Source organism: Cellvibrio fontiphilus (genome assembly GCF_042646205.1).
GTDB classification, from domain to species: domain Bacteria; phylum Pseudomonadota; class Gammaproteobacteria; order Pseudomonadales; family Cellvibrionaceae; genus Cellvibrio; species Cellvibrio fontiphilus_A.
The window spans coordinates 871420-894009 of sequence record NZ_JBHRTF010000002.1 but is presented as its reverse complement, the minus strand read 5'-3'; the positions used below and the strand labels follow the sequence as shown (position 1 = coordinate 894009).

General features: G+C 50.6%; 24 protein-coding genes. 7 read left to right on the top strand and 17 right to left on the bottom strand.

Annotation, left to right across the window (positions count from 1 at the left end):
• Nucleotides 1–261 precede the first annotated feature (261 nt).
• The 4 genes from ACFODX_RS05695 to ACFODX_RS05680 all read left to right on the top strand — a co-directional run bounded on the left by ACFODX_RS05695 (nt 262) and on the right by ACFODX_RS05680 (nt 2612).
• Nucleotides 262–729 carry a helix-turn-helix domain-containing protein gene (locus tag ACFODX_RS05695; protein ID WP_378116934.1) on the top strand — a complete coding sequence of 156 codons (468 nt, stop codon included), beginning with the start codon at nt 262–264 and terminating at the stop codon, nt 727–729.
• A gap of 26 nt (nt 730–755) precedes the next feature.
• The gene (locus ACFODX_RS05690; RefSeq protein WP_378116932.1) at nt 756–1451 is read left to right on the top strand and encodes an HNH endonuclease; all 696 of its coding nucleotides are present in this window, start codon (nt 756–758) and stop codon (nt 1449–1451) included.
• Between the two features lie 123 nt (nt 1452–1574).
• Entirely contained in the window at nt 1575–2015 is a 441-nt protein-coding gene (locus ACFODX_RS05685; RefSeq protein WP_378116931.1) for a hypothetical protein, read from the top strand.
• Nucleotides 2016–2243: 228 nt separating this feature from the next.
• Nucleotides 2244–2612 carry a hypothetical protein gene (locus ACFODX_RS05680; RefSeq protein ID WP_378116929.1) on the top strand — a complete coding sequence of 123 codons (369 nt, stop codon included), beginning with the start codon at nt 2244–2246 and terminating at the stop codon, nt 2610–2612.
• Between the two features lie 11 nt (nt 2613–2623).
• Here ACFODX_RS05680 and ACFODX_RS05675 read toward each other — a convergent pair whose 3' ends face one another.
• The 14 genes from ACFODX_RS05675 to ACFODX_RS05610 form a co-directional block, all read right to left on the bottom strand.
• Nucleotides 2624–3094 carry a GNAT family N-acetyltransferase gene (locus ACFODX_RS05675; protein ID WP_378116927.1) on the bottom strand — a complete coding sequence of 157 codons (471 nt, stop codon included), beginning with the start codon at nt 3092–3094 and terminating at the stop codon, nt 2624–2626.
• Nucleotides 3095–3135: 41 nt separating this feature from the next.
• Nucleotides 3136–4515 carry an MATE family efflux transporter gene (locus tag ACFODX_RS05670; RefSeq protein ID WP_378116925.1) on the bottom strand — a complete coding sequence of 460 codons (1380 nt, stop codon included), beginning with the start codon at nt 4513–4515 and terminating at the stop codon, nt 3136–3138.
• Between the two features lie 147 nt (nt 4516–4662).
• Complete coding sequence (locus ACFODX_RS05665) at nt 4663–5295, bottom strand: flavin reductase family protein (RefSeq protein ID WP_378116923.1); 633 nt, start codon at nt 5293–5295, stop codon at nt 4663–4665.
• A gap of 18 nt (nt 5296–5313) precedes the next feature.
• On the bottom strand, nt 5314–6003 hold the full coding sequence (locus ACFODX_RS05660) for an SDR family NAD(P)-dependent oxidoreductase (RefSeq protein ID WP_378116921.1): 690 nt from the start codon (nt 6001–6003) through the stop codon (nt 5314–5316).
• Between the two features lie 86 nt (nt 6004–6089).
• Nucleotides 6090–8468 carry a penicillin-binding protein 1C gene (gene pbpC / locus ACFODX_RS05655; RefSeq protein WP_378116919.1) on the bottom strand — a complete coding sequence of 793 codons (2379 nt, stop codon included), beginning with the start codon at nt 8466–8468 and terminating at the stop codon, nt 6090–6092.
• 38 nt (nt 8469–8506) lie between these two features.
• Nucleotides 8507–9715, bottom strand: coding sequence for a heme biosynthesis protein HemY (locus ACFODX_RS05650; protein WP_378116917.1), 1209 nt, complete (start codon nt 9713–9715; stop codon nt 8507–8509).
• Nucleotides 9715–10824 carry a uroporphyrinogen-III C-methyltransferase gene (locus ACFODX_RS05645; protein ID WP_378116915.1) on the bottom strand — a complete coding sequence of 370 codons (1110 nt, stop codon included), beginning with the start codon at nt 10822–10824 and terminating at the stop codon, nt 9715–9717. Before ACFODX_RS05645 ends, ACFODX_RS05650 begins: the two co-directional genes overlap by 1 nt.
• Nucleotides 10825–10921: 97 nt before the next feature.
• Entirely contained in the window at nt 10922–11749 is an 828-nt protein-coding gene (locus ACFODX_RS05640; RefSeq protein ID WP_378116913.1) for a uroporphyrinogen-III synthase, read from the bottom strand.
• Nucleotides 11750–11752: 3 nt separating this feature from the next.
• Complete coding sequence (gene hemC, locus ACFODX_RS05635) at nt 11753–12697, bottom strand: hydroxymethylbilane synthase (protein ID WP_378116911.1); 945 nt, start codon at nt 12695–12697, stop codon at nt 11753–11755.
• A 153-nt stretch (nt 12698–12850) separates the two neighbouring features.
• A complete protein-coding gene (locus ACFODX_RS05630; RefSeq protein WP_378116909.1) occupies nt 12851–13924 on the bottom strand; it encodes an extracellular solute-binding protein in 1074 nt (357 codons plus the stop codon).
• A gap of 1 nt (nt 13925) precedes the next feature.
• Nucleotides 13926–14693, bottom strand: a complete 768-nt coding sequence (gene potC, locus ACFODX_RS05625) for a spermidine/putrescine ABC transporter permease PotC (protein ID WP_324257527.1) — start codon at nt 14691–14693, stop codon at nt 13926–13928.
• The gene (gene potB / locus ACFODX_RS05620) at nt 14677–15549 is read right to left on the bottom strand and encodes a spermidine/putrescine ABC transporter permease PotB (RefSeq protein ID WP_378116906.1); all 873 of its coding nucleotides are present in this window, start codon (nt 15547–15549) and stop codon (nt 14677–14679) included. The genes potC and potB overlap by 17 nt, the downstream gene beginning before the upstream one ends.
• Nucleotides 15539–16639: a spermidine/putrescine ABC transporter ATP-binding protein PotA gene (gene potA, locus ACFODX_RS05615; protein WP_378116904.1), complete on the bottom strand. Its 1101-nt coding sequence runs from the start codon at nt 16637–16639 to the stop codon at nt 15539–15541. The genes potB and potA overlap by 11 nt, the downstream gene beginning before the upstream one ends.
• A 418-nt stretch (nt 16640–17057) precedes the next feature.
• Nucleotides 17058–17366 carry a hypothetical protein gene (locus ACFODX_RS05610; protein ID WP_378116902.1) on the bottom strand — a complete coding sequence of 103 codons (309 nt, stop codon included), beginning with the start codon at nt 17364–17366 and terminating at the stop codon, nt 17058–17060.
• Nucleotides 17367–17699: 333 nt separating this feature from the next.
• On the opposite strand from ACFODX_RS05610, the gene ACFODX_RS05605 reads away from it, so the two are divergent.
• Nucleotides 17700–18029 carry a hypothetical protein gene (locus ACFODX_RS05605; protein ID WP_378116900.1) on the top strand — a complete coding sequence of 110 codons (330 nt, stop codon included), beginning with the start codon at nt 17700–17702 and terminating at the stop codon, nt 18027–18029.
• Between the two features lie 111 nt (nt 18030–18140).
• Here the strand turns inward: ACFODX_RS05605 and ACFODX_RS05600 are convergent, their stop codons facing one another.
• The 3 genes from ACFODX_RS05600 to ACFODX_RS05590 form a co-directional block, all read right to left on the bottom strand.
• Nucleotides 18141–18479, bottom strand: a complete 339-nt coding sequence (locus tag ACFODX_RS05600) for a P-II family nitrogen regulator (RefSeq protein WP_007639554.1) — start codon at nt 18477–18479, stop codon at nt 18141–18143.
• 177 nt (nt 18480–18656) lie between these two features.
• Entirely contained in the window at nt 18657–19925 is a 1269-nt protein-coding gene (locus ACFODX_RS05595; RefSeq protein WP_378116897.1) for an ammonium transporter, read from the bottom strand.
• 33 nt (nt 19926–19958) lie between these two features.
• Nucleotides 19959–20297 (bottom strand): P-II family nitrogen regulator, encoded by a 339-nt coding sequence (locus ACFODX_RS05590; RefSeq protein ID WP_007639550.1) that lies wholly within the window; start codon nt 20295–20297, stop codon nt 19959–19961.
• A 465-nt stretch (nt 20298–20762) separates the two neighbouring features.
• On the opposite strand from ACFODX_RS05590, the gene ACFODX_RS05585 reads away from it, so the two are divergent.
• Both ACFODX_RS05585 and ACFODX_RS05580 read left to right on the top strand, forming a co-directional pair.
• A complete protein-coding gene (locus ACFODX_RS05585; RefSeq protein WP_378116894.1) occupies nt 20763–21005 on the top strand; it encodes an accessory factor UbiK family protein in 243 nt (80 codons plus the stop codon).
• Between the two features lie 70 nt (nt 21006–21075).
• Entirely contained in the window at nt 21076–22584 is a 1509-nt protein-coding gene (locus ACFODX_RS05580) for a YifB family Mg chelatase-like AAA ATPase (protein ID WP_378116892.1), read from the top strand.
• Nucleotides 22585–22590 lie beyond the last annotated feature (6 nt).

Below are 22590 nucleotides of genomic sequence, written 5' to 3'. Positions count from 1 at the left end.
CCGGCGCTGCACCGGGCTACCTTGCTGAATACCTGTTGCTGCAGGTATGGGCTCCACCTTATCGCGTTAAGAATGATAAGAAAACTGGTGAAATCAATCATACAATTTGCTGCACCTGACACATACGGCTACGCTCGTTTTGTGTCGACGGGCAAGGCGTTATCGAAAAGTAGCATTGTCGGGCAACTGTCGGGTGAAATTCGTACCCGACATCGTAGGAATTTGTGAATACTCATGGTTCACTTACGTTGGAGTATTTAAATGATTCTTAAACAGTTACGTATTAGCCGCCATCTTTCACAAGAGCAATTAGCTTTAATGTCTGGTTTAAATGTTAGAACCATTCAGAGAATAGAAAGTGGTCAAAAACCTAGCTTAGAGTCTCTTAAATGTCTTGCGTCTGTGCTTGAAGTTGATGTTTCAACCTTAAACCAGGAGATATTTATGATAGACAAAAATACTGAAAACTGGCAAAGCCTGCCTTTTTTGCTCAAATGTTGGTTCTTTTTTAACTTTCTAAATTTTCGTCCCACCAGGGCTTCTGCTAAAAGAGTAGAGGTTTTAGCTCATATTAGTGGGTTTTTATTTTGTGCTCTAGGCCTGCTAAATCAGGCGGCTTTAGCCGGTGGTTTATGCATGCTTTCAACGGCATACCTATTTTATCTTGTCATTTGGCAAGGAGATAAATATGGTATTTGGTATGAACCATTAGAAGCAAAAAGCACATAACAAGTCGTTCCAGCATCGCACCTGCGGTGCTGGACAATTTTCAGAGAGAACATTCGGTGATTCCAGATAGGAATGAAATAAAAAAAGCTTTATTCAATCTTTTAGAACGAGAAGCCCCATTGTCTCCATCTCAAGTATATAAAGCTTTGTCTGATCATTTTGGATTGAATACTATCGATCTTGCAAAGAAAACGAACACAAACGAAAGCTTTTTTGAGAAAGAGGTTCGCTGGGCTAAGAAAGATTTAGTAGATAGCGGTGTTATCAAAAAGCCACAACAAAGCGGTCGCGGCATTTGGGAGTTGTCGGTTAAATCTAAAGAGGAATTAAGTCCTATACTTGCTTATTCCCCTGAGGAAATGGAACAGGGACTATCTAAAGTTACTCCGACGCAGAGCCCTCCGGTTGGACAGAAAAAACCTGAGCGTGTTTCATCTTCCAGCGAATTTTTTGCAAGGGACGTTCGCGTAGTTGCTTATGTACTAAAAGAAGCCAAGGGGTGTTGTGAGGCCTGTACAAAACCCAGCCCATTTACTAAACCTGATGGTACGCCTTACCTAGAGGTTCATCACTTGCGCCGTTTAGCAGACGGCGGCAGCGATACAGTACAAAATGCTATTGCGGTATGTCCAAACTGTCATCGAGAACTTCACCACGGCAGAAACAAAACCGCTTTAAGAGATCTTGTTTATTCAAGGGTGTCTCGCACTGTCAGAGAATAAAAATATAACAAACGGCTGCACCGGACAAATTTCCGCTGTCACCTTTTGTGCAAAAACACGCATAAAAGCCGCCATCAATAATTTGCTCGGTGAACAGGGCGTTAAATTGCTCTAGAAAAAAATATGAGTAGAATTAAGGTAAAAAATGAAAAACTCTATTTCTGGCCAAGGCGCGAGCTTTCAGGAATATGTATGGTTTTGTTTGTATTTTCATTTCCGCTTATTTTCATAGTACTATTTAAAGAACTAATTGCGACAATAATTATTTTGCTTCTGCTTGTTGTTGGTCTTTGTATATCCCTAATTCTTGCCGAACCAGTAATCTTCAACAGAAATAAAAACCAATATAAATTGCATTACTGGTCAAGCGGTTCTATAAGCAAAATAACATCAATTGCTGTTTCGGAAACTCATGATATAAACGACACAACTAATCACTATGAAAATTCCTTTATCATTAAAGTATATGAAGGCACCAAAGAAATTAATCTTGGTTACTATTCATCCAAAGAAATGGCATTAAAAGACTGCGAAAATCTGAATTCTTATATCCAGATAACTTAAGTTAACAAGCGACTGTGGTAGAAAATCAATACCTGAAACGCAAATTTAGTTAGCTTGCCACTCGCAGTTATCCCGCACCATGGCGTTTAAAATCGTCATCATTTTTCGGATGCAGGCCGTAGGTGCAACCCTCTTTTGCTTACACTGCACTTTGTTTTTTAAATATTATTAATCACTGGGTGATAGCGAATCTAGAAATTACAGTAGTCTGGATTAAGGAAAATATACATGACTGAAAAATATCAATGTGCTGTTTGTAACAATAAGTTCAAAACTACTGATGCGGTGGACGGTTTTAAGAAAGGGTATAAGGTGGGCTTTCTGTGCCCTTTTTGCAAAAGTAATATTATGGAAACGGGCAACTTCAGTAACAGTCTTTCAAACTTACGGTTTGGATTAAGCTATGCTTCCGCGATAATTCTGGCTTTTTTCGCTATCAGAACTGACCTTAATGTTTTTATTTCTTCCGGCGAAACAAGTACGAGGCTTATTGCACTTACAGGGCTGATGATTTTAGCTACGAGCCTTTTATGCTATATAAACCGAAGCGTACTCTTTAAAGAAACTATTTTGTACACCAGAAAAGTTACCGAATAAACTTTAAAACATCATTTCGGCATTACAAGCACCTTGGTCATAAATACACTGTATGGGTCTTCTTTATAGTCGGCAAACGGCCCGCAATATTCAAAGCCAAAACTTTCATAAAGTTTGCGCGCCGGGGTAAAAAAATCCTGTGGGCCGGTTTCCAAACTCAAGTGTGTGTAATTGCGCTGATGAGCCACCTGTAAAATATGCTGCAACATTGCCTTGCCCACACCGCGGCCGCGAAAGCGATTAGCGGAGCGCATGGATTTGATCTCGGCGTGCTGTGGTGTTAATTCTTTCAGGGCGCCACAGCCCATTAATTCTGCTCCCTCCCACACACACCAAAAACTGATTTCCGGTTGGCGCAGTTTGGTTAAGTCCAACGCATGTACACTCTCTGGTGGCGAGGCGGCATACATGTCGTGCAGATGTTCAGTTAATAATTCCGCAACGGCGGCACTGCCCAAATCGTCAATTAGAATTTCTATCATGTGTTCCTTGTAGATTAATACACGCGCTGTTCAATTATGGTTTATGCCTTGGTTAAATTATTCATCCAGCGGCGGCTCACTATGCGTTTGATGACGGGAATAAATTTCAAACCGTCCTCCAGAAACATCAGGGCATAGAGGTAGATGAACGATAGCTTGGTAAGAAATACCGCCGCGATATAAATTGGCAAGCCAAATGCCCACATCACAATAGTATCTGTTATCAAGGTAAAACGATTGTCGCCGCCAGCGCGCAATACGCCGATGATGCGCATCATGTTAATAATTTTTACCCATACAAGCACACAAAAGACTCCCAGAGTATTTAATAACAGCTCGGTGGATTCTGCATCCAGTTGATCGAAAATAGTTAATAACAGCGGGCGGGAAAACCACAGGGCGCTACAAAAAATAATTAATAACACATAGGTGATGCGATCAAAAAATTTGTGCAGTTGCCAGGCCGTGTCATTGTTGCCGGCGCCAAGTTCACGGCCAATCAACACGGCAGAAGCATTGGCGAGGCCGACAAACAATGCAAAAAAGGCGCTTTCAATGGGCACTATTACCCCCATTACTGCCAGCGCCGAAGTGCCGGCATAACCAGTCACTAAATGATAGGTGGAATTGCCTACGGCCCAGATCGCGTAATTGGCAACCAGTGGCAAAGAAAAAGCGAGATAGCGATTAATTTGGGTTTTATCCAAACCCATTTTTAATTGGGAAATGCTTAATGCAAAGCCATGTTTTTTGGCGTAGATCCAACCCACTACAATAGCCAATTGCAAGGCGCGCGCAACCAGTGTGGCCCAGGCTGCACCGGCAACTCCCAGCGCCGGAAAACCCCAGTTGCCGCCAATGAGTGCGTAGTTGCCGGCGATGTTGAGCAGCGCGGCAAATACACCCGCAACCAAAGGCATAGTGGTATTGCCCAGCGCGCGCAGCGAGGCTTCGTAAATAACTATCCACTGGGTAAATAATAATGCGGGCGCAGTGATCATAAGATATTGCGCGGCCAGTTCCACCACTTGCGGGTCAGGGTTGATCCAGCTCACCAAACTGCGCGAGCCGAAACCAAAAGCGAGCACAAAGGGCAACATGACGAGTGAGCCAACAATCAGTGTGACGGCGAGGCTGCGCTGGCAACTGGAAAAATCTTTTGCGCCTAAATACTGCGCCACCAAAATACTGCAACCGGTGGCGAGGCCGCTCATGAGCACCAATAATAAAAATTGAATTTTTGCCGCAAGCCCTACCGCGGCTATAGCACTGGAACCCAGGTGGCCCACCATAATCACATCGGCCATGCCGAGCAGCGATTGCAATAGCATCTGCGCCGCAACGGGCAGTGACAATAAAATTACGCCATGCCAAAACGCGCGTTTGTTATCGAGTGAAATTAATTCGGGGGCTTGGTGCACAGCTGACTCCAGTGCGGGTGAAAGGCCGGCATTATAGGAGCTATTCAGTATAGCGATTGTTAAAAAGTGGTAAGGCAACAGTTTTTGGGGTTAGCTGTCGCTGATGATGACTGCGGAGGGTGATGATCGAAGAGTTGCCAGTGAAATTTAATCGAGTATTTTTACTGGCAGATCCGGTTTGGCATAGGATAAACGCGCGATTTTTTGCGTGCGGTGATAACTATCCAAACCGGAGAGCGTGAGTGAGCCGGCGGCTTCCAAATCGATAAAACCGTCGTGGCTAATAATGTTGTCGGGCAAGTGAATTTCAAGAATTTTGCCAATCAATAAAATGGTGCCGTTAATATCCAGGTCTACGCGCTGCACAAGTTGCACCGCCATTTTTACCCGACTCTCCTGCACAAAGGGCGCAAAAAAATTGCCCAGCCATTGCTCGGTTAATCCGGTGGCTGCAAATTCCGATTGCAGCGCCGGATAAGACGCCGAGGTTTGGTGCGCCTGTTGGTAAATAGCCTGGTGAACATGGTTAATGGTGTATAACTCAGTGGCCATAATATTGTTCAGGCTGTGACGCTCACCGTTATCGGGGCGCACAATTACACCACAGAGTGCGGGGTTTGCCCCCAAATGAAAAAACGAACTGAAAATGGCAAGGTTGGTTTGGCCTTGCACATTTTGCGTGCCGAGCATCACCACACTTTTAAAACCGCCCAATGAATTAATCAGCTGCGCGCGTTTGCGCTGCTCCATCTGTTCCAATTCTTCCACTTTAATGTGCATGGCCGCCTCTTGTATTGATCAACCTTTGATGGCCGACATACCGCCATCCATCGCAATAATTTGCCCCGTCATCCAGCGCGCTTGGGGCGATAATAAAAATGCAGCCATAGCCGCAATATCTTCCGCTTCACCCAGTTGTTGTAATGGATGGCGTTTGGCCGCGGCTTCCAGTTTTTCTGGCGAGTTAATTAATTTTTCGGCGAGCGATGTTTTGGTGAGTGAGGGCGCAATAGCATTTACACGAATGGCGGGCGCCCACTCCGCCGCCAGGCTTTTTACCAAGCCCTCCAGTGCACCTTTGCTCGCCGCGATGCTGGCGTGAAAAGGCATGCCCATAGAAGCGGCAATGGTGCTGAACAACACCACACTGGCGTGGGGCGATTTTTTTAACAGCGGAGTGACCGCTTGCAAACTGCGCACCGCGCCGAGCAGGTTGATATTAAAATCCTGCAGGAAATCCTCTGCACTTAAACGCGCAAAAGGTTTCAGGTTGATAGTGCCGGGGCAATAGACCAGGCCATCCAATACCTCGGGCAACGCGCTGATATCGGGCATTTGCTCTGCCGGATTATTCAGCGTCGCATTAACACCGGCCACCTCCGCGGGCTGTCGCGCCCAAATGCTCACGCCATGTCCTTTGGCCAACAAATGCATGGCCAGCGCACGCCCTATTCCGCGTGTGCCGCCCACAATTAAATAATGACTCATAGCCCACCCCAGGATGATCAACGGTTTTTTATCAGCATGGGGTTTTATACGTGGGCATCCGGCGCGCAGATGATCTCGCCGCCGGCTTAGTTTTCACTCTTGCCGATCACCCTGAAGCGGCGCTGCAGGCGATAACCGCGTTCGTCCACTATCACCAATTGATGCAGGCCCGGTTCCAGCGCCACTTCGCGCTCGTGGAATAATTGTGTTGCGCCGATAAATTCATCGTCCAAATGCCACAGTAATTTTGCTGCCGGATCGCGGTGCACTGCTTTTAATACCACGCGGCTGCGTTTGCCATCCAAATCCATGGGGATGTAAATACGGCTGTGTTGCTGCGGGTAAAGCAGTTCTATGGGTTGATCTTCATCCATTTGGCTGAGGTTGGCCAAACAATCGCTGCGCCAGGGCGGCAGGGGTAAATAATCGCTGTGATGCTGACGCCAATAAAATTCTTGCGCGGGCGGCAATACAAACCAATTTTTAGTTTGCATTTTACTCACCGCTTCGCAGCCGCTGTGCACACGAAATTCACCCTTGGCATCCAAATGAATGCGGCGGTGGTATTGGGTTATTTTGGCAAAGTGGCTGGCGCGCGGCACTTCTATGTCCAGCGCATCGCACTGGCCAGCGGCGAGATAACCATCGCTGGCGCAGACCGAAATGGTATTGAGTTGGTGTACCGGTTTGGCAAACCAATTGGTTTTGGGCAGCGCATCAAATACATCAAACAAAATGGGCGCGGCGCTGGTTTGACCGCTTAAAAATGTGGCCGGTGCGCCGCTGGCATTGCCTACCCACACGCCCAATGTATAGCGGCCGTTGCTGCCAATCGCCCAGGCATCGCGCAGGCCGTAACTGGTGCCGGTTTTCCAGGCGATGGTTTGGCTGCCGGAAAAATCGCGCCAGTAATTGTCGTTGCCCGGGCGCGCCACATCGATCAGCGCTTGCAGGGTAAGCCAGGCGGCAGCTTGTGTGATCACAGGTTTAATGCCGGGCGACCTGCTGGTTTTGGAATCATCGATTAATAATTTTACGGCGGGTTGCGGCAAGCTGCCGTCGCGCGCGCTGGCGGCGAGGCGCGCGTAAATCGCCGTGAGTTCATAGAGTGTGCCTTCAGCGCCACCCAAAATTAAGGTGAGCCCATAATCATCGGCGGGGCGAAATAAACTGCTCATGCCCATCGCCTGTAAATTTTTTTGCAAGCGCGCTATGCCGTAATCGCGCAGCATATAAACCGCCGGAATATTTAACGAGTGCGCCAGCGCAAATTGCGCCGGCACAGCGCCGCGAAATTGGCGATCATAATTGCGCGGGCTGTAGCCACCAAACTGGCTGGGAATATCGGGAATTAAACTGCGCGGCGATAAGTCTCCGGCATCCAGCATCAAACCATAAAGCAGCGGTTTTAAAATGCTGCCAGTGGAGCGCGGGCGCTGGATTAAATCCAATTCAGGTGCAAACCCGGTGTTGCTATTCCACGGCCGATTGCCGACATAGGCCAGGGTTTCCATGGTTTGATGATCAAGCAATAACAGCGCAATGTTGTGCGCACCTTCATTTGCTAAACGCGGCGAGTGACGGCTGGCAATCTGGTTGAGCAAGCGCTGTAAATTTACATCGATGCTCGATTGCAGCACCGCCAGCTGCGGGTTATTTTTTTTCAGGGTGGCGAGCAAATGCGGTGCATCCTGCGGCAATGCTGCAGGACGCTCGGGCAACGGCTCAAGCAGTGCGAGCTGTAAATCCAACGCCGAAAAGTGTTGCTGCTGGTGCAAGCGCGTTAACAGGCGATTGCGTTTTTGCAATAACTTTTCCCGCTGGCGCCCCGGATGAATGAGCGCCGGGCTGTTGGGCAATACCGCCAGGAGTGCCGACTCCGCCCAGGAAAGTTGCTCGGGCGCGCGCCCGAAATAGCGCCAGGCCGCTGCGCGCAAGCCAACAATATTGCCGCCAAAAGGCGCATGACTGGCGTAGTGAATTAATAATTCATCTTTACTGAAATGCCATTCCAATTGCACAGCAATAATTGCTTCAATTAATTTACTGCGCAGGTTGCGTGCAGGTAAGGGCTGATCCTGCATTTGGTAATCAGCCTGGCGCAGTAGACGCGCCAGTTGCATGCTGAGGGTGCTGCCACCGCTGGTGATTTTATCGGCGCGAAAATTTCCCTGCAGTGCGCGCGCAAGCGCTAGTGGGTTAATGCCGGGGTGGCGATAAAAATGGCGATCCTCAAATAGCAGCAGGGCGTGACGATATTTTTCCGGCAGTTGTTCAACCGGCGCAAAACGCCACTGTTGATCGCTGGCAATTGTTGCGCCCAGCAAGCGACCGTCGCGCGCCAGTAACATACTGGCGTAGGGAGATTGGGAGAGGGATCTGGGCAGGGGCAAACACTGCAACGCGAGCGCGCCGATAAATAAACAGCCGGCAATAGCAATCAATAACCAGCGCGCGCGATGCAAGGCTTAACTCCAACTAAGCGGATGAGTGAACAGCCAGTTTATTTTTTCTGTTCGGCGAGCAATAAACCCTGCTGATACAAATCCGAACTTTTTTTATGGTCGCCCATTTTTTCCATCAGGCGCGCCATTTCCATGGTGGTTTCCACACTAGCTTGCAGGTTCATGCTGCGCTGAAAATAATCGCGCGCCAATTCCCACTGCTGGTTGCGCAACATCACCCGCCCCAAACTCAAAAGCACATTCGCATCCTGCCCATGCTCTTTTAACCAGGATTCCAGCGTGCGAATTTGGCTATGGATTTCTTTTACCTGCAACCGCCCATAGAGGTTAACCAAAGGCGCATACCAATCGTTATTGAGTGCTTTGCGCACTAATACTTCGGCCTCCTGATCCTGGTAGTGAGTTGCCAGCGCTTCGGCATAGGCAGCAACAACGGCCGGATTTTTTTGCAAGCTGCGCGAATAGGAACGCCACAAATTTTGCAGCGCCGGCAAACGCTCGGCAACCAATAAAGATTTAACCTGCTCGCTCAAGGTTTTCATTTTTTCGCAGGCCAGCATTTGCTCCAAGGCATCAAACTCGGTATTGGATAAAACTTTGGCTTTGCGCATTGCGGGGAATAAATCCTCCAGCGCGCGCCAGTTTTTCTGGGCGATATAAATGTGATGCATCAAATCCAATACCGCTGCCTGACGTGGCATTTTGATGTCGATAGGCTTGAGGATATTAATCGCCTCTTCGTAGCGCTCCGCTTGCACGTGCAAACGCGCACGGGTCAGCGCTACCGGTAATTCGCTGTGCGCAAGGCTGAGTGCTTTATCCAAAATATTATCGGCTTCCGCTTCATCGCCCATTTCAAAACTGCTGCGCGCTGCCGCTATGTAATTAGCCAGCGGATATTCCACTTTATCGAGGGTGCGCAATAATTTTTTACGCGCTTCCAGCCAATCACCAGTGAGGTAATCCACCATACCGGTAGCTGCACGTTTTTGCGCGCGCTCGACGCTGCCAAATAAAAATATTTCACGGAAACGGCGCACCATTTCGGCACTGCCAATTAACACCTTGCGCGCAAACCAAAATGCCAGGTAGAGCACAACCAGTGCGAGTGCAGCCACCCACAGTGTCATCTCTATCGTTTTGGTGCCATAGGCGATAAGCAGATAACCATCGCCGCGCCACAGCAAAAACAATAACGCACTCGCCAGCAGAATAAATGCAATGGCTTTTAACAGACGCAATCTCATTAGCGCACCCCGCGGCGTGCAGCAGCCATTTTTTCACGCTTGGCAATATATTCGCTGAGCGCAGCCGCCGAGTTACTAAAGTTAGTCAGCTCCGGCGCAATCACTTCCGTTTCCAAAGCCTTCAGTTCTTGTAATACCGCCGAGGCTTTTTCATTGAGCGCAAAATATTGGTTAATCCAATTCTGCGCTTTCACCAAACTTTCCTGATAAATGCCCGCTTCATTGCGCAACAAAGCAACCTGGGCTTGCTCCAACATCAACCGCAAATTTTGCTGCAGATATTTTTGCTCCGCCGGTGGCAATACCGCGTTAATCGTTTTGCCGTGATCGCGCACGCGCACATAGGAGCCCAATTTATTCAGCAAACTATAAAAACCGCGGGTGAGACGCTGCTTGAAGGTTTCATCGGCGGGCACTTCTTCGTCCGCAAAAATAGCGTTCTGGTCGCCCAGCGGGGCAATAAAAGGAATAGCTTCAATTTGGTTGGCAAGCGCCGACAAACGCAAATAAATACCTTCGCGATCAATAATGCCCGCTACTTTTAATACTGAAATTTCTTCGGCCAGCAATTTGCGCACGCCGACCAAATCGGCCTGATCTATATCGCGCAATACATCATCTGCCGATAGCGCCAGCGCAAGTGCATTTTGGCTGTCCTGCTCCAATAAAATTCGCTGGTCGGCCAAGCGCAACAGATACTGAGCCTCCTGCAATTTCCAATCATCGCGATTGGAGCTGGAGAGCGCCATCACACGCGCATTATTGCTGTCCACTTGCTCCGCCAGTTCATTCAGGTTTGCCTGCACCGCCGCTTGCTGCTCAATAAATTCTTTATTCAGCGAATCTTCCAGCGCTTGCTGGCGGCTTTCAAATACAGCAACCTGCTCTTCCAGTTGCACCCGCAAACTATCCACCAATTGCTGTTGGGTTTTTGCTTGCTGTAATAACTGCCAGGCGCCGATACACAAGGCGGCAACAATCAGCAGCACAAACAGCCATAGAAACGCAAAATGCACACCGTGTTTTTTAACGGGCACCTGCGCCGCACTGGCAGGCACAGCACTGGCGGAAGAGATTGGAGCGGAGGTTTCGTTTACTGGGTCGGTCACGGGATTAATCCTGTAATAAGTTTCGCGCAAATAAAATCAACAATCTTGCATTTAAAAAATAAAACCTGGTTTGAGCAGCGCGCTGATCTGCGCTGTTTTAAACACTGTTAACGTAATCTAACAAGGCTGCCGTCATCGCCGGATCAGTCGCATTTTGTGCAGCGATAACAGTTATAAAACCTGCCGCACTGGCGGCCTCGGCAATGCGTTTACTCGGCACCAGCAGCGGCTGCTGTTGTAACAATTCCAGCGCACCAGGCGGAGCTGGATGAGCGGCTGCCAGCGCCAACAAATTTTGCAGGCTCTCGCCCGAGTGCAGGGCGAGAATGAAATTGCCGGCGGGCGCGTCAGTTGCGTTTATATCCGCCAGTAATTGTTGTAACTGTGCCGCTGCAGCAGCGGGGATCAAACGTTCGTAAAGTTCGCAGTACTCCACCCAGGCACCACGGGCGCGCAATGTGTCGGCGAGTTGGCCGCGCCCACCCAGACCGCGAAAAATTAAAATTTTATCGCCATCCACTTGTTGCAACTGGGGCGCCGCTAACAAATCTTCGCTGGTCATTCCACCTGAAACACTGGTCGCTAAATCAGTCACCGCGATGCCATAACTGGCAAGTTTTTTAGCGGTAGTTGCACCTACGGCAAAATACTCTATGCCTATAGGCAATTGTGGCCAGTAATCTTCCAGCCAGTTCATACCAAAATCGACTGCATTTTGGCTGACAAAAATAACTTTCTGGTACAAATCAAAATCCAGAATTTTGTTTTTGATCGCCCGCTGTTGCGTCTCGTCTTGTAGCGCGCGCAACTCCAATAACGGCAGGCAGCGACTGGTAAAACCCAACGCATGCAGTCGCGCTGCCCAGACGCCAGCTTGGGCGCTGGGGCGAGTAATCACAATACATGGCGCGGCACTGTTCAGCATAGATTACTCAGCGTCAGCGTAAACAGCGGCGAGGATTTTGTCGGCGCCAGCAGCCAGCAAACGATCTGCCAGCGCTATGCCCATTTGTTCGGCCGCGACCACCGGGCCACTAATTTCATCAAATAACATCTGGCTGCCATCGGGTGCGCCCACCAAGCCGCGCAGCCATAAATCATCGCCGCGATGCAGGGCATAACAGGCGATGGGCACCTGACAGCCGCCCTGTAAGCGGCGGTTCATAGCGCGCTCGGCGGTAACTTGTTGCGCCGTAGTCACATCATGCAGAGGAGCAAGCAGCTCGATGATCGCTTGATCCGCCAACCGGCATTCAATACCCACCGCACCCTGGCCGCCGGCCGGCAGACTCAACTCAGGCTCGATGTAAGCGCGAATGCGCGCCTTGAGTTCAAGGCGGATCAAACCGGCGGCGGCGAGAATAATCGCGTCATATTCACCGTCATCCAATTTCTGCAGGCGAGTCTGGACGTTGCCGCGCAGGAACTTGATTTGCAAGTCAGGGCGCGCCGCCAGTAATTGGCACTGGCGCCGCAAACTTGAGGTGCCAACCACCGCGCCCTGGGGCAGCTCGGCCAGCGAATCGAAACGATTGGAGACAAACGCATCCCGTGCATCTTCGCGTGGACAGATCACGGCAAGACCCAAACCTTCAGGGAACTCCATGGGCACATCTTTCATGGAATGCACGGCTATGTCGGCATCCCCTTCCAAGAGCGCGGTTTCCAATTCTTTGACAAAAAGCCCCTTGCCGCCCACCTTGGCCAGAGGAACGTCGAGAATTTTGTCACCCCGACTGGTCAGTGGCACCAGTTCAACCTGCAATCCGGGATGATGACGCTCCAGCTCGGCTTTGACATATTCGGCCTGCCAGAGGGCAAGCAAACTTTTACGGGTAGCGATGCGCAACACGCGCGAAGGGAAATTGGCCATAGTCGATCACTTAATCAAAAAGTAGCGCCAATCATACCACTATGAAAACCGCTCGGGTTTGGCACGGGCACAAGCATGGCACTAGCCACACTGACGGGCATAAAAAACGCCAGCACAAGGCTGGCGTTTTTGGCAGGCAATAAGTGCGAGCAATTATTGGCCGGCTTTTAACAGCTCCCAGTATTTTTCGTAAATCAGCACCGCATCACCCAGATCCTGGTGGAAACTGCCTTTGGCTATATCTTCAGACGCGGGGAATACGGTTTTGTTGGTGCGCAGCGCTTCGTCCAACAGGGCGATACCGGCAGTATTAGGTGCGGCATAACCCAGCTCTTCAATGGCGGCCTTGGCGCTTTCAGCACGCAGCATAAAGTCGATGAACTTATGGGCATTTTCCACATTGGCGGCGCCTTTGGGGATCACAAAGCTATCTACCCACAATACCGCGCCCTCTTCGGGGTAAATGTATTGGAGGTTTTCCATCTCTTGCTGGGCCATGTAGGCCTCGCCATTCCAGATGGCGCCAATACTCACGTTACCCTGAATCAGCGGCGTTTTTGGCGAGTCAGAATTGATCACTTTGATGCTTGGCCACAGTGCTTTTAATTTCTCATAAGCCGCTTTGATTTCCTCTTCGTTGGTGCTGTTGTTTGCAAAACCGGCAACACGCAAGCCCACGTAGAAGTTATCGCGCACGTCATCCATGATCATCAACTTGCCCGCGTACTCAGGCTTCCAGAGGTCAGCCCATTTGGTGATCTGGCTGGCATCCACATCGTTGCCATTGATGGCAATCGAGGTAGCACCCCACAAATAGGGCACGCTGAAGTCATTGTTGGGGTCATAAGGCTTGTTCATCATATTGGCATCGAGGTTGCCGTAATTGCTCAACAAGTCTTTTTTGATGGGCTGGATCAGGCCCTCTTTGCGCATTTTCTCCACGTAGAAGGTCGATGGCACGGCGATATCGTAACCCTTGCCGTCCATGAGTTTGATCTTGGCGTACATCGCCTCATTACTTTCGTAAGTGGCGTATTCCACCTCGATCCCCGTCTCTTTGGTAAAGGCGGTTAAAACGTCTGCCGGAATGTATTCAGTCCAGTTATAGATAACTACTTTTTGCGGGCCGGCGGGCGCGGCGGTGGTATCGGTATTTACCGGGGTATCGGATTTTTCTGAGCATCCACTAATGACGAGGGCCGCGGCCAGGGCTAACCATTTTTTCATCTCATTTATCCTCACGTAAGAGAAGTTGGGAAACAATAACCAGAACCAGCGAAATCACCAGCAAAATTGTCGATATAGCATTTACCTCGGGCGATACCCCTACCCGCACCATAGAGTAAACCTTGAGCGGCAGGATTTCATAACCCGGGCCAGTTACAAAGGCACTGACGATTACATCATCGAGCGACAGGGTAAAGCTGAGCAACCAACCTGCCGATACTGCAGGCAATGCCAGAGGCAGGATAATCTTCCAGAAAATGCTGCTCTCACTCGCCCCCAAATCGCGTGCGGCTTCCAACATTTTCATGTCGAAACCTTTAAGCCGCGAGTAAACCGCCACGATCACAAAGGGTAAACAAAAGGTAATGTGGCCAATCACCAGCGACACAAAACCCAGTTTGATACCCAGCGCCATAAACACAATCAACAGCGAAATGGCCATGACAATCTCCGGGGTCAGCATGCTGACAAACACCATGGAGGAAAGTAAGGCCTTGCCCTTGAACTGGTAGCGATGCAATGCCACAGCAGCAAGCGTGCCAATAACGGTTGCTACAGTCGCCGCCACAATCGATACCGTCAGGGAATTCAAGGCGGCGGTCATCAGACCATCGTTATTCCAGAATTTCTCATACCATTTAAAGGTAAAGCCACCCCACTTAATGCCGTACTTGGATGCATTAAAGGAGTTCACCACCAGCACCAAAATGGGGATGTAAATCAAAAACAGGATTAACCCGGTGAAACCCCATCTAAAAATCGGAGCCATTGAGTCCTCCTTGTTTATTTACAAAACGCGCCGCGCGGAAGTAAAGCCAGAGCATAAAGCCGAGCAATACAATCAGGATCACACTGAACGCCGAGCCAAAGGGCCAATCGCGGGTGTGCAGGAACTGGGTTTTGATAACGTTACCCAGCAGCAGGTTTTTGGCACCGCCAAGCAAGTCGGAGATATAGAACATACCCATCGCCGGCAAGAGCACCATCAAACAACCCGCCACTATGCCGGGTGAGGTGAGCGGAACGGTGATATGCCAGAAGCGGCTGAGCGGGCCGGCGCCAAGGTCTTTGGCTGCGTGATGTAAACGCACATCCAGCTTTTCCAAGGCGGAATACAGCGGCAAGACCATAAATGGCAGGAGGATATAAACCAAGCCCAGAATGACCGCGAACTGGGTGTAAAGCAGTTGCAGGGGTTTTTCAACCAACCCCAGCGCCAGCAGCGATTTGTTGATAATGCCCTGGTTACCCAAAATAAACTGGATGGCATAGGTGCGCACCAGCGAGTTAGTCCAGAAAGGCAAAATCACCAGGAACAGGATCACCGGCTGCCAGCGTTTGGGCAGGCTAACAATCGCCATGGCAAAGGGGTAGCCAATCAGCAAACAGGCGATCATTGCCAGCAGCGACATGCGCAATGAATCCCACAGGACTTGCAAATAAAGTACGTCCAGGGTGCGCACATAGCTATCGACATTCACCGGCAGGCTGACAGTAGCCTGCGGATCACGGGTCAGGAAACTGGTCAAAATCACCAGCAAATTCGGAAAAAAGACAAATAGCGTCAGCCAGACACTGGCGAGGCCAATTGCCCAAAAACGGAATTGGCCAACACTAGACTTCATAGGGCAACACCACCTCCCAGCCGGGCACCCACTTAATGGCGACCTTCTGGTTCAAGCTGTAGTCAAAGGAAGGGTCGTCCTCGTCAAAAAACTCACTGGCGATGACTTCCATACCGGAGGGCAGACGAATCAATGAATCCAGGGTTTTGCCCTTGTAGTTGCGCTCTACTACTGTGCCCACCAGATATTGATCCGGGTGCGGATCATCGATGTATTCCACACGCACATCTTCCGGGCGCAAAAGCACATTAACCTTGTCGCCCACTTTGAAGTTGTGCTCGGCATGCAAGCGCCACTGCAAACCTTCCACCTTGACTTCATATTCGTGATTACCGTCGATTGCGACTATCTCGCCATCAAGCTGGTTGATCTCACCAATAAACTTGGCCACAAACAAGTTGGCCGGCTGCTCGTAAATTTCACGCGGTGTGCCCAACTGCTGCACCTTGCCTTTGTTCATCACCACTACGCGATCCGACATGGACAGCGCCTCTTCCTGATCGTGGGTCACGTACACAAAGGTAATACCGAGTTTACGCTGCAAGCGTTTAAGTTCGATTTGCATTTGCTGGCGCAACTTGTAGTCCAGCGCCGAGAGTGATTCATCGAGCAGCAGCAATTTGGGGCGATTCACCACCGCGCGCGCAATCGCCACACGCTGCTGTTGGCCGCCGGAAAGCTGCGCCGGTTTGCGCTCGGCAAATTCACCCAGGCGAACCATTTCCAGCGCTTCCATTACCCGCGGCTTGATTTCCTCTTTGGCAACGCCGCCCATACGCAAACCGAACGCGACATTGTCAAACACCGTCATGTGCGGAAACAGCGCATAACTTTGGAACACCGTATTGATCGGACGTTTTTCAGCGGGCACGGGGCCGATATCCTGGCCTTGCAATGTAATAGTGCCGGTATCTGTATCCTCAAGGCCTGCGATCATGCGCAGCACAGTCGTTTTACCGCAACCGGAAGGGCCCAGCAGAGTAAAAAACTCACCGTCAAAAATCGTAAGATCGAAGTTATCAAGAACCCGATTACTGCCATAGGTTTTAGACAGATTATTAAGAATCAGCAGGGGGCGCGGATCATTCACCTAGACAGTGCTCCTCTAGTTATTTCACAAAAGAGTTATTTCACAAAAGCCGCATCGATGCACAAGTGCACAGGCCTATAAACTAACCAGGAGCAACCGGGGACACGCAACTTACAAACACAGGCAAACGCACTGAACGTGTCAGGACATACCTCGTTGCCGGGCAAGCGCCCCAGGTTTACTCGAAAATGTTCGTTCTTTTGCGCTGCTTTGAATGGTGCTGGTAGCACAGGATCACAGTAAACCTTGCAACGATTTAAGGGTGTGGAGCCTACGCAAAAGACAGGCCATTCTACTCAATCGGCCCGCTAAAAATCCAGCATTCACACGCTTAAAAACTGAGCGACTGCCATAGCTGAAGCCCAAAACAAAACGGCCCCAAACAGGGGCCGTTTTGCTGATACGGGACTGGCAAGTCTTAGATGGGGCGACCGCCGTAATCGGGGGTGGGTTTTTTAGGCGGATCAGCGGTTACATTCGCTGGAACTTCATTAATCTTACCGCCACGCGCCAGGAATGCAGCAATTTGAGCTTCCAATTCATCGCGCGCTTTCTGCCGTGACGCTATGCTGAAATCTTCCAGTGCTTCTGTTTCAACCACTTTGGTTTTAGCCGAATAGCTGACTTCATCGCTTTCAAGCGCCTCTTCTACGTCATCGGCATCCTCTTCCCCGTCTACGCCAGTTTCCTCTAATTCTTCGTCGGTAATGGGGTCTTCATCAGTCATAATGTCACCTGAAAACTTGTACAATGGAATTCTTGGTAGTTGCAGTTGTTTGCTAAGCCCGCTCATTCACTCGCAACACGGCTAATATATAGCGCAGACTTATTTAAACGTCATGATAATTTGCGATGAATTTTTAGGCTTTTTTTGTCTTAGCATCCGCGAACGCGGCGGATTTTAGTTATTAACCCAATACAAGTCTAGCGCCCGCGAAAAGCGAAAAAAAATCCCAATCAACAAAACAACCAGGCGCGAAATTTTTGTACGAAAGGCGCCCAATTGACGTGCAAAAACCGTCCAGCCACTCAGTGTTTTTGCCTGGAGAAGACACGATTTATGAATCCGAAACATTTGCGCAAACATTTTCCTGAACTGGCTGGGCTACCCGAAACCGAGCAGCGTCGACTACTGGAGGCAGCCTATAAGGATGTGTTCAGCCCGGAAAACAAATTAAAAAACTGGCGCACCAACTTAACCAGCGCCCTGCTAATGACCGGTTTATGTTTTTTGTTTGTGCTGGTACTGCGCCCACTGGTTGGCATATCCCCCCAAGCCAGCGCCTGGATATTAATGTTGATCGCCCTGCCGGCGTATTTTTATATTCAACAGCGGCGCTACATCAGCCAGTTGCGCGCCAGCCTGAAGAAGATTTATCCACAAATGTAAACTTGGGGATTAGGCGCCGGCCAGTGGCTGCTGCCAACAAAATCAGCCATAAAAAAACGCCACATTTGAGTGGCGTTTTTCGTTTTGGTTTGACGCAAATTCAATCGATCATTAAACGGCGTCTGAACCTGTTTCACCGGTGCGGATGCGAATAATCTCATCCAGAGGCGCGATAAAGATTTTACCATCGCCGATTTTCCCGGTTTGTGCCGCTTTGGTAATTGCCTCAACCGCTTGCTCAACCATGGAGTCGTCCACGGCCAATTCAATTTTCACTTTCGGCAGGAAGTCCACCACGTATTCGGCACCGCGGTAAAGTTCAGTATGGCCTTTTTGACGACCAAAACCTTTTACTTCGGTGACCGTCATACCCTGCACTCCCACATCGGACAATGCTGTGCGCACGTCGTCGAGTTTGAAAGGTTTTACGACAGCTGTAATCAATTTCATTATTAAATCCTTTGCTGGAGTTTTGCGAATGCTGATGCCGGAACAGCGGAAGTAGAACTGGCTCTTGCACAGCAACTTAAGGCTAAAGATACACCCAAGCTTTACCGGTCAACAACAACTTTATAGCAGAACAAATTGCAATGGCGACCAGCGCATAACTGGTCGCCGCCACAGCGATTATTTAGTGCGAGTAAACTCGGGGTAAGCTTCCATACCGCATTCAGCGATGTCCACACCCTCGAATTCGTCTTCTTCAGACACGCGGATCCCCATAACCAGTTTGATGATGTACCACACTACCAGACTGGCACCGAATACCCAGGCAAAAATAACGGCTGCACCAACCAACTGACCGAAGAAAGTAGTGCCTTCGGCAGTGAATGGAACTACCAGCAGACCGAACAAACCAGCAGTACCGTGAACAGAAATCGCACCTACCGGGTCATCGATACGCAGCTTGTCCAAGCCGAGGATAGAGAACACCACCAAAGCACCTGCAACCACACCGATAATAGTGGCGACCAACGCGCTCGGAGTATCCGGGCTTGCGGTGATGGCAACCAAACCAGCCAAGGCACCGTTCAAAATCATGGTCAAGTCAGCCTTGCCAAACAGCAGACGGGCAACACACAGGGCACCAATCAAACCACCGGCAGCAGCAGCGTTAGTATTGAGGAACACCATAGCAACGGTGTTGGCATTGCCGATGTCGCCAAGCTTCAATACTGAACCACCGTTGAAACCGAACCAGCCCATCCACAGGATGAATGTACCCAGAGTTGCCAGTGGCAGGTTTGCACCGGTGATGGCATGGATCTCGCCGTTAGGGCCGTATTTACCCTTACGTGCACCCAGCAACAGGACACCAGCCAAAGCAGCAGAAGCGCCCGCCAAATGCACGATACCTGAGCCAGCAAAATCTTTGAAACCGAACTGGTCATCAAGGTTCAAACCAAACATACCTTCAGCACCCCAGGTCCATGAACCTTCCATTGGGTAGATGAAGCCAGTCATTACCAAAGCAAACAACAGGAAGGCCCAGAGCTTCATACGCTCGGCAACCGCACCAGATACGATTGACATAGCGGTAGCGACAAACACCACCTGGAAGAAGAAGTCAGAAGCACCTGAGTAGATTGACCCACCGGTGAAACCGCCTTCGCGCTCAGCGAAGCTCTTCAAGGTTTCGGCAGCATCCACATCGCCAATACCGGTCAGGAAAATACTGCCGCCGTACATGATGGCGTAACCGCATACCAAATACATAATGCAGGAGGTTGCATAGAGGGTAATGTTTTTAGTCAGAATTTCGGTGGTATTTTTGGCGCGTACCAAGCCCGCTTCCAACATGGCAAAACCTGCTGCCATCCACATAACGAGTGCACCGCATACTAAAAAGTAAAAGGTGTCCATCGCATATTGAAGATGAAAAATATTCTCTTCCATTGGTTGTTCCCCGTTTCGTTTATTAAAAGTGAATTACAACGCTTGGTCGCCGGTTTCGCCGGTGCGAATCCGCACCACCTGCTCCAAGCTGGATACAAAGATTTTGCCGTCGCCAATTTTGGAACTGTTAGCCGCTTTGCTGATTGCCTCAACCACTGCATCGGTTTCCGCATCTGAAACGGCGATTTCCACCTTGGTTTTGGGCAAAAAGTCGACCACATATTCCGCACCACGATAGAGCTCAGAATGGCCTTTCTGACGACCGAAGCCTTTCACTTCGGTCACTGTCATGCCATGCACACCAATATCGGAGAGGGCTTCACGCACTACATCCAGCTTGAACGGCTTGATGATTGCTGTTACCAATTTCATTTACTGCACTCCTGAAAAAGATCCCCGCACCAACAGGTGCGGGCAACACCGGAAATACTGCCCAGATACAGACTTGCCGCTGCATGCGCCAAAGCGGCGCTTACTCCTGACCAAAAACGGTTTGGCCAGTTTGGCGAACTCCACCCGCATCAACTGCTCACAAAGGATTTTGCACAGAGCAGGCCAATTTCATTATTTCCATAAAAAACAAATAGATAGGCCAATCTCTCGCATTCCGTATAAGAAAAAATCCACTTCGCTCAAACACCTCGCACCAACTTGGAACAACTGCACAAATAACAAGCACCAAGAGTGAACATATCTCGCCAAATGGAGTTAATGAATGCAGGGAAAAAGGAAGGAGGCGCCACCAACAGGGCTTAGCCTTGGGCGAACCGGTAGAAAAAGGTACACTCAGGCGCAGCATCAACCATCAAAACCGCCCAGCCGTACAGTGAGAAGCCTATGCTCAAAGATCTGGCACAAAGCCTGTTTGAAGAACTCCAACAACACCTGCCCAAAACCACCGCCGAACTCCCCAAACGCGAACTGCATATTGCACTGCAGGCGGCGCTGGCACGTTTGGATCTGGTCACCCGGGAGGAGTTTGATGCCCAGGCAGCTGTGCTCCTGCGCACACACCAGAAATTAGAAGCACTGGAACAGCAACTAGCCAGACTGGAGGCCAGCCCCAAGGATTGTGCCTAGGCACCGGCTTGTTTATAGTCAGCCAAGGGTGCTTTCTGCGCCCGCTAACCCAGCCTCACAAGGATTGTTTATGTCGCTAGCCATAGTTTATTCCCGCGCAAAACTGGGCATCCACGCCCCCCAAGTTACCGTCGAAGTACATATCTCCAATGGTTTACCGGGCTTGTCGATTGTCGGCTTGCCGGAGACTGCTGTGAAAGAAAGTAAGGATCGGGTGCGCAGTGCGATTATCAACAGCCACCTGGAATTCCCCGCCCAACGCATCACGGTTAACCTCGCCCCGGCCGATTTGCCCAAAGAGGGCGGGCGCTATGACCTACCCATAGCGCTGGGCATACTGGCCGCTTCAGGGCAAATTCCGCTTGAACCGCTGGAACGCAGCGAGTTTTTGGGGGAGCTCGCCCTGTCTGGCGAGTTGCGCCCGGTGAGTGCCGCCCTGCCGGCCGCCCTGGCCACCGGCGATGCGCAGCGGGATCTGATAATTAGCAGTGCCAATGCCAACGAAGCAGCCTTCAGTAGCATTACGCGCGTTTTTGGTGCGGAAAATCTGTTGCAGGTCTGCGCCCAGCTGCATGGCCGCGAGCAATTGCCTCGCGCCGAGGCAGTGCGCGAGCCGGCCGACAGCTTGCAGAACGCATTGGATATCCTCGATGTAAAAGGCCAATCACAAGCCAAACGCGCGCTGGAAATCGCCGCCAGTGGTGGCCACAACCTGCTGTTCTACGGCCCACCGGGCACGGGCAAAACCATGCTCGCCAGTCGCTTGCCGGGCATTTTGCCACGCCTGGGGGAGCGCGAGATGTTGGATGTCGCCGCCATCTATTCCGTGGCCGCACAAAGCAAGGACTACCACTGGCAGCAACGCCCTTTCCGCGCGCCACACCACACAGCCTCTGCGATTGCACTGGTAGGTGGAGGCTCCAACCCCAAACCGGGGGAAATATCCCTCGCCCACGCCGGGGTTTTGTTTTTGGATGAACTGCCCGAGTTTTCGCGGCAAGTATTGGAAGTGCTGCGCGAGCCATTGGAGAGCGGTGAAGTGCGGATTTCGCGCGCGCGCAGCCAGGCCTGCTTTCCCGCGCGTTTTCAGCTGGTTGCAGCGATGAACCCCTGCCCTTGTGGCTACCACGGCAGCGATGCCAACCGCTGCCGCTGCACCCCGGATCAGGTTAAGCGCTACCGCGACAAGATATCCGGCCCACTCTTGGACCGCATCGACATGCATGTACCGGTGCGCGCCCTGCGCCAGGGCGAGCTGCAAAACAAAACTCTGGGCGATGGCAGTGCAGCAATTCGCGCGCGAGTGGAAGCGGCGCGCGAGCGGCAGTTACAGCGGCAAGGTAAAGCCAACCACCAATTGACGGCGCCTGAGCTGGAGACTTATTGCGAGCTGACCAAGGCCGATAAGAACCTGTTGGAGCAGGCGATAGAAAAGTTGGGGCTGTCCACACGCGCTTATCACCGGGTGTTAAAACTGGCGCGCACCCTGGCCGATATGGCGGGGCGCGAGCGACTGGCAACGGTAGATATTAGCGAGGCGCTGAGCTACCGCACCCTGGATCGGCAGCTCAGCCAATAATCGGTG

Excerpts from the sequence above, each read along its gene's own strand:
- ACFODX_RS05660 (WP_378116921.1), bottom strand. The coding sequence starts at position 6,003 with ATGAGTCATTATTTAATTGTGGGCGGCACACGCGGAATAGGGCGTGCG.
- ACFODX_RS05600 (WP_007639554.1), bottom strand. The coding sequence starts at position 18,479 with ATGAAATTGATTACAGCTGTCGTAAAACCTTTCAAACTCGACGACGTG.
- ACFODX_RS05610 (WP_378116902.1), bottom strand. The coding sequence starts at position 17,366 with ATGACTGATGAAGACCCCATTACCGACGAAGAATTAGAGGAAACTGGC.
- ACFODX_RS05685 (WP_378116931.1), top strand. The coding sequence starts at position 1,575 with ATGAGTAGAATTAAGGTAAAAAATGAAAAACTCTATTTCTGGCCAAGG.
- ACFODX_RS05650 (WP_378116917.1), bottom strand. The coding sequence starts at position 9,715 with ATGAGATTGCGTCTGTTAAAAGCCATTGCATTTATTCTGCTGGCGAGT.
- ACFODX_RS05665 (WP_378116923.1), bottom strand. The coding sequence starts at position 5,295 with ATGCACATTAAAGTGGAAGAATTGGAACAGATGGAGCAGCGCAAACGC.
- ACFODX_RS05630 (WP_378116909.1), bottom strand. The coding sequence starts at position 13,924 with ATGAAAAAATGGTTAGCCCTGGCCGCGGCCCTCGTCATTAGTGGATGC.
- ACFODX_RS05590 (WP_007639550.1), bottom strand. The coding sequence starts at position 20,297 with ATGAAATTGGTAACAGCAATCATCAAGCCGTTCAAGCTGGATGTAGTG.
- potC (WP_324257527.1), bottom strand. The coding sequence starts at position 14,693 with ATGGCTCCGATTTTTAGATGGGGTTTCACCGGGTTAATCCTGTTTTTG.
- ACFODX_RS05695 (WP_378116934.1), top strand. The coding sequence starts at position 262 with ATGATTCTTAAACAGTTACGTATTAGCCGCCATCTTTCACAAGAGCAA.
- ACFODX_RS05585 (WP_378116894.1), top strand. The coding sequence starts at position 20,763 with ATGCTCAAAGATCTGGCACAAAGCCTGTTTGAAGAACTCCAACAACAC.
- hemC (WP_378116911.1), bottom strand. The coding sequence starts at position 12,697 with ATGGCCAATTTCCCTTCGCGCGTGTTGCGCATCGCTACCCGTAAAAGT.
- ACFODX_RS05580 (WP_378116892.1), top strand. The coding sequence starts at position 21,076 with ATGTCGCTAGCCATAGTTTATTCCCGCGCAAAACTGGGCATCCACGCC.
- ACFODX_RS05605 (WP_378116900.1), top strand. The coding sequence starts at position 17,700 with ATGAATCCGAAACATTTGCGCAAACATTTTCCTGAACTGGCTGGGCTA.
- ACFODX_RS05675 (WP_378116927.1), bottom strand. The coding sequence starts at position 3,094 with ATGATAGAAATTCTAATTGACGATTTGGGCAGTGCCGCCGTTGCGGAA.
- ACFODX_RS05680 (WP_378116929.1), top strand. The coding sequence starts at position 2,244 with ATGACTGAAAAATATCAATGTGCTGTTTGTAACAATAAGTTCAAAACT.
- ACFODX_RS05640 (WP_378116913.1), bottom strand. The coding sequence starts at position 11,749 with ATGCTGAACAGTGCCGCGCCATGTATTGTGATTACTCGCCCCAGCGCC.
- ACFODX_RS05595 (WP_378116897.1), bottom strand. The coding sequence starts at position 19,925 with ATGGAAGAGAATATTTTTCATCTTCAATATGCGATGGACACCTTTTAC.
- potB (WP_378116906.1), bottom strand. The coding sequence starts at position 15,549 with ATGAAGTCTAGTGTTGGCCAATTCCGTTTTTGGGCAATTGGCCTCGCC.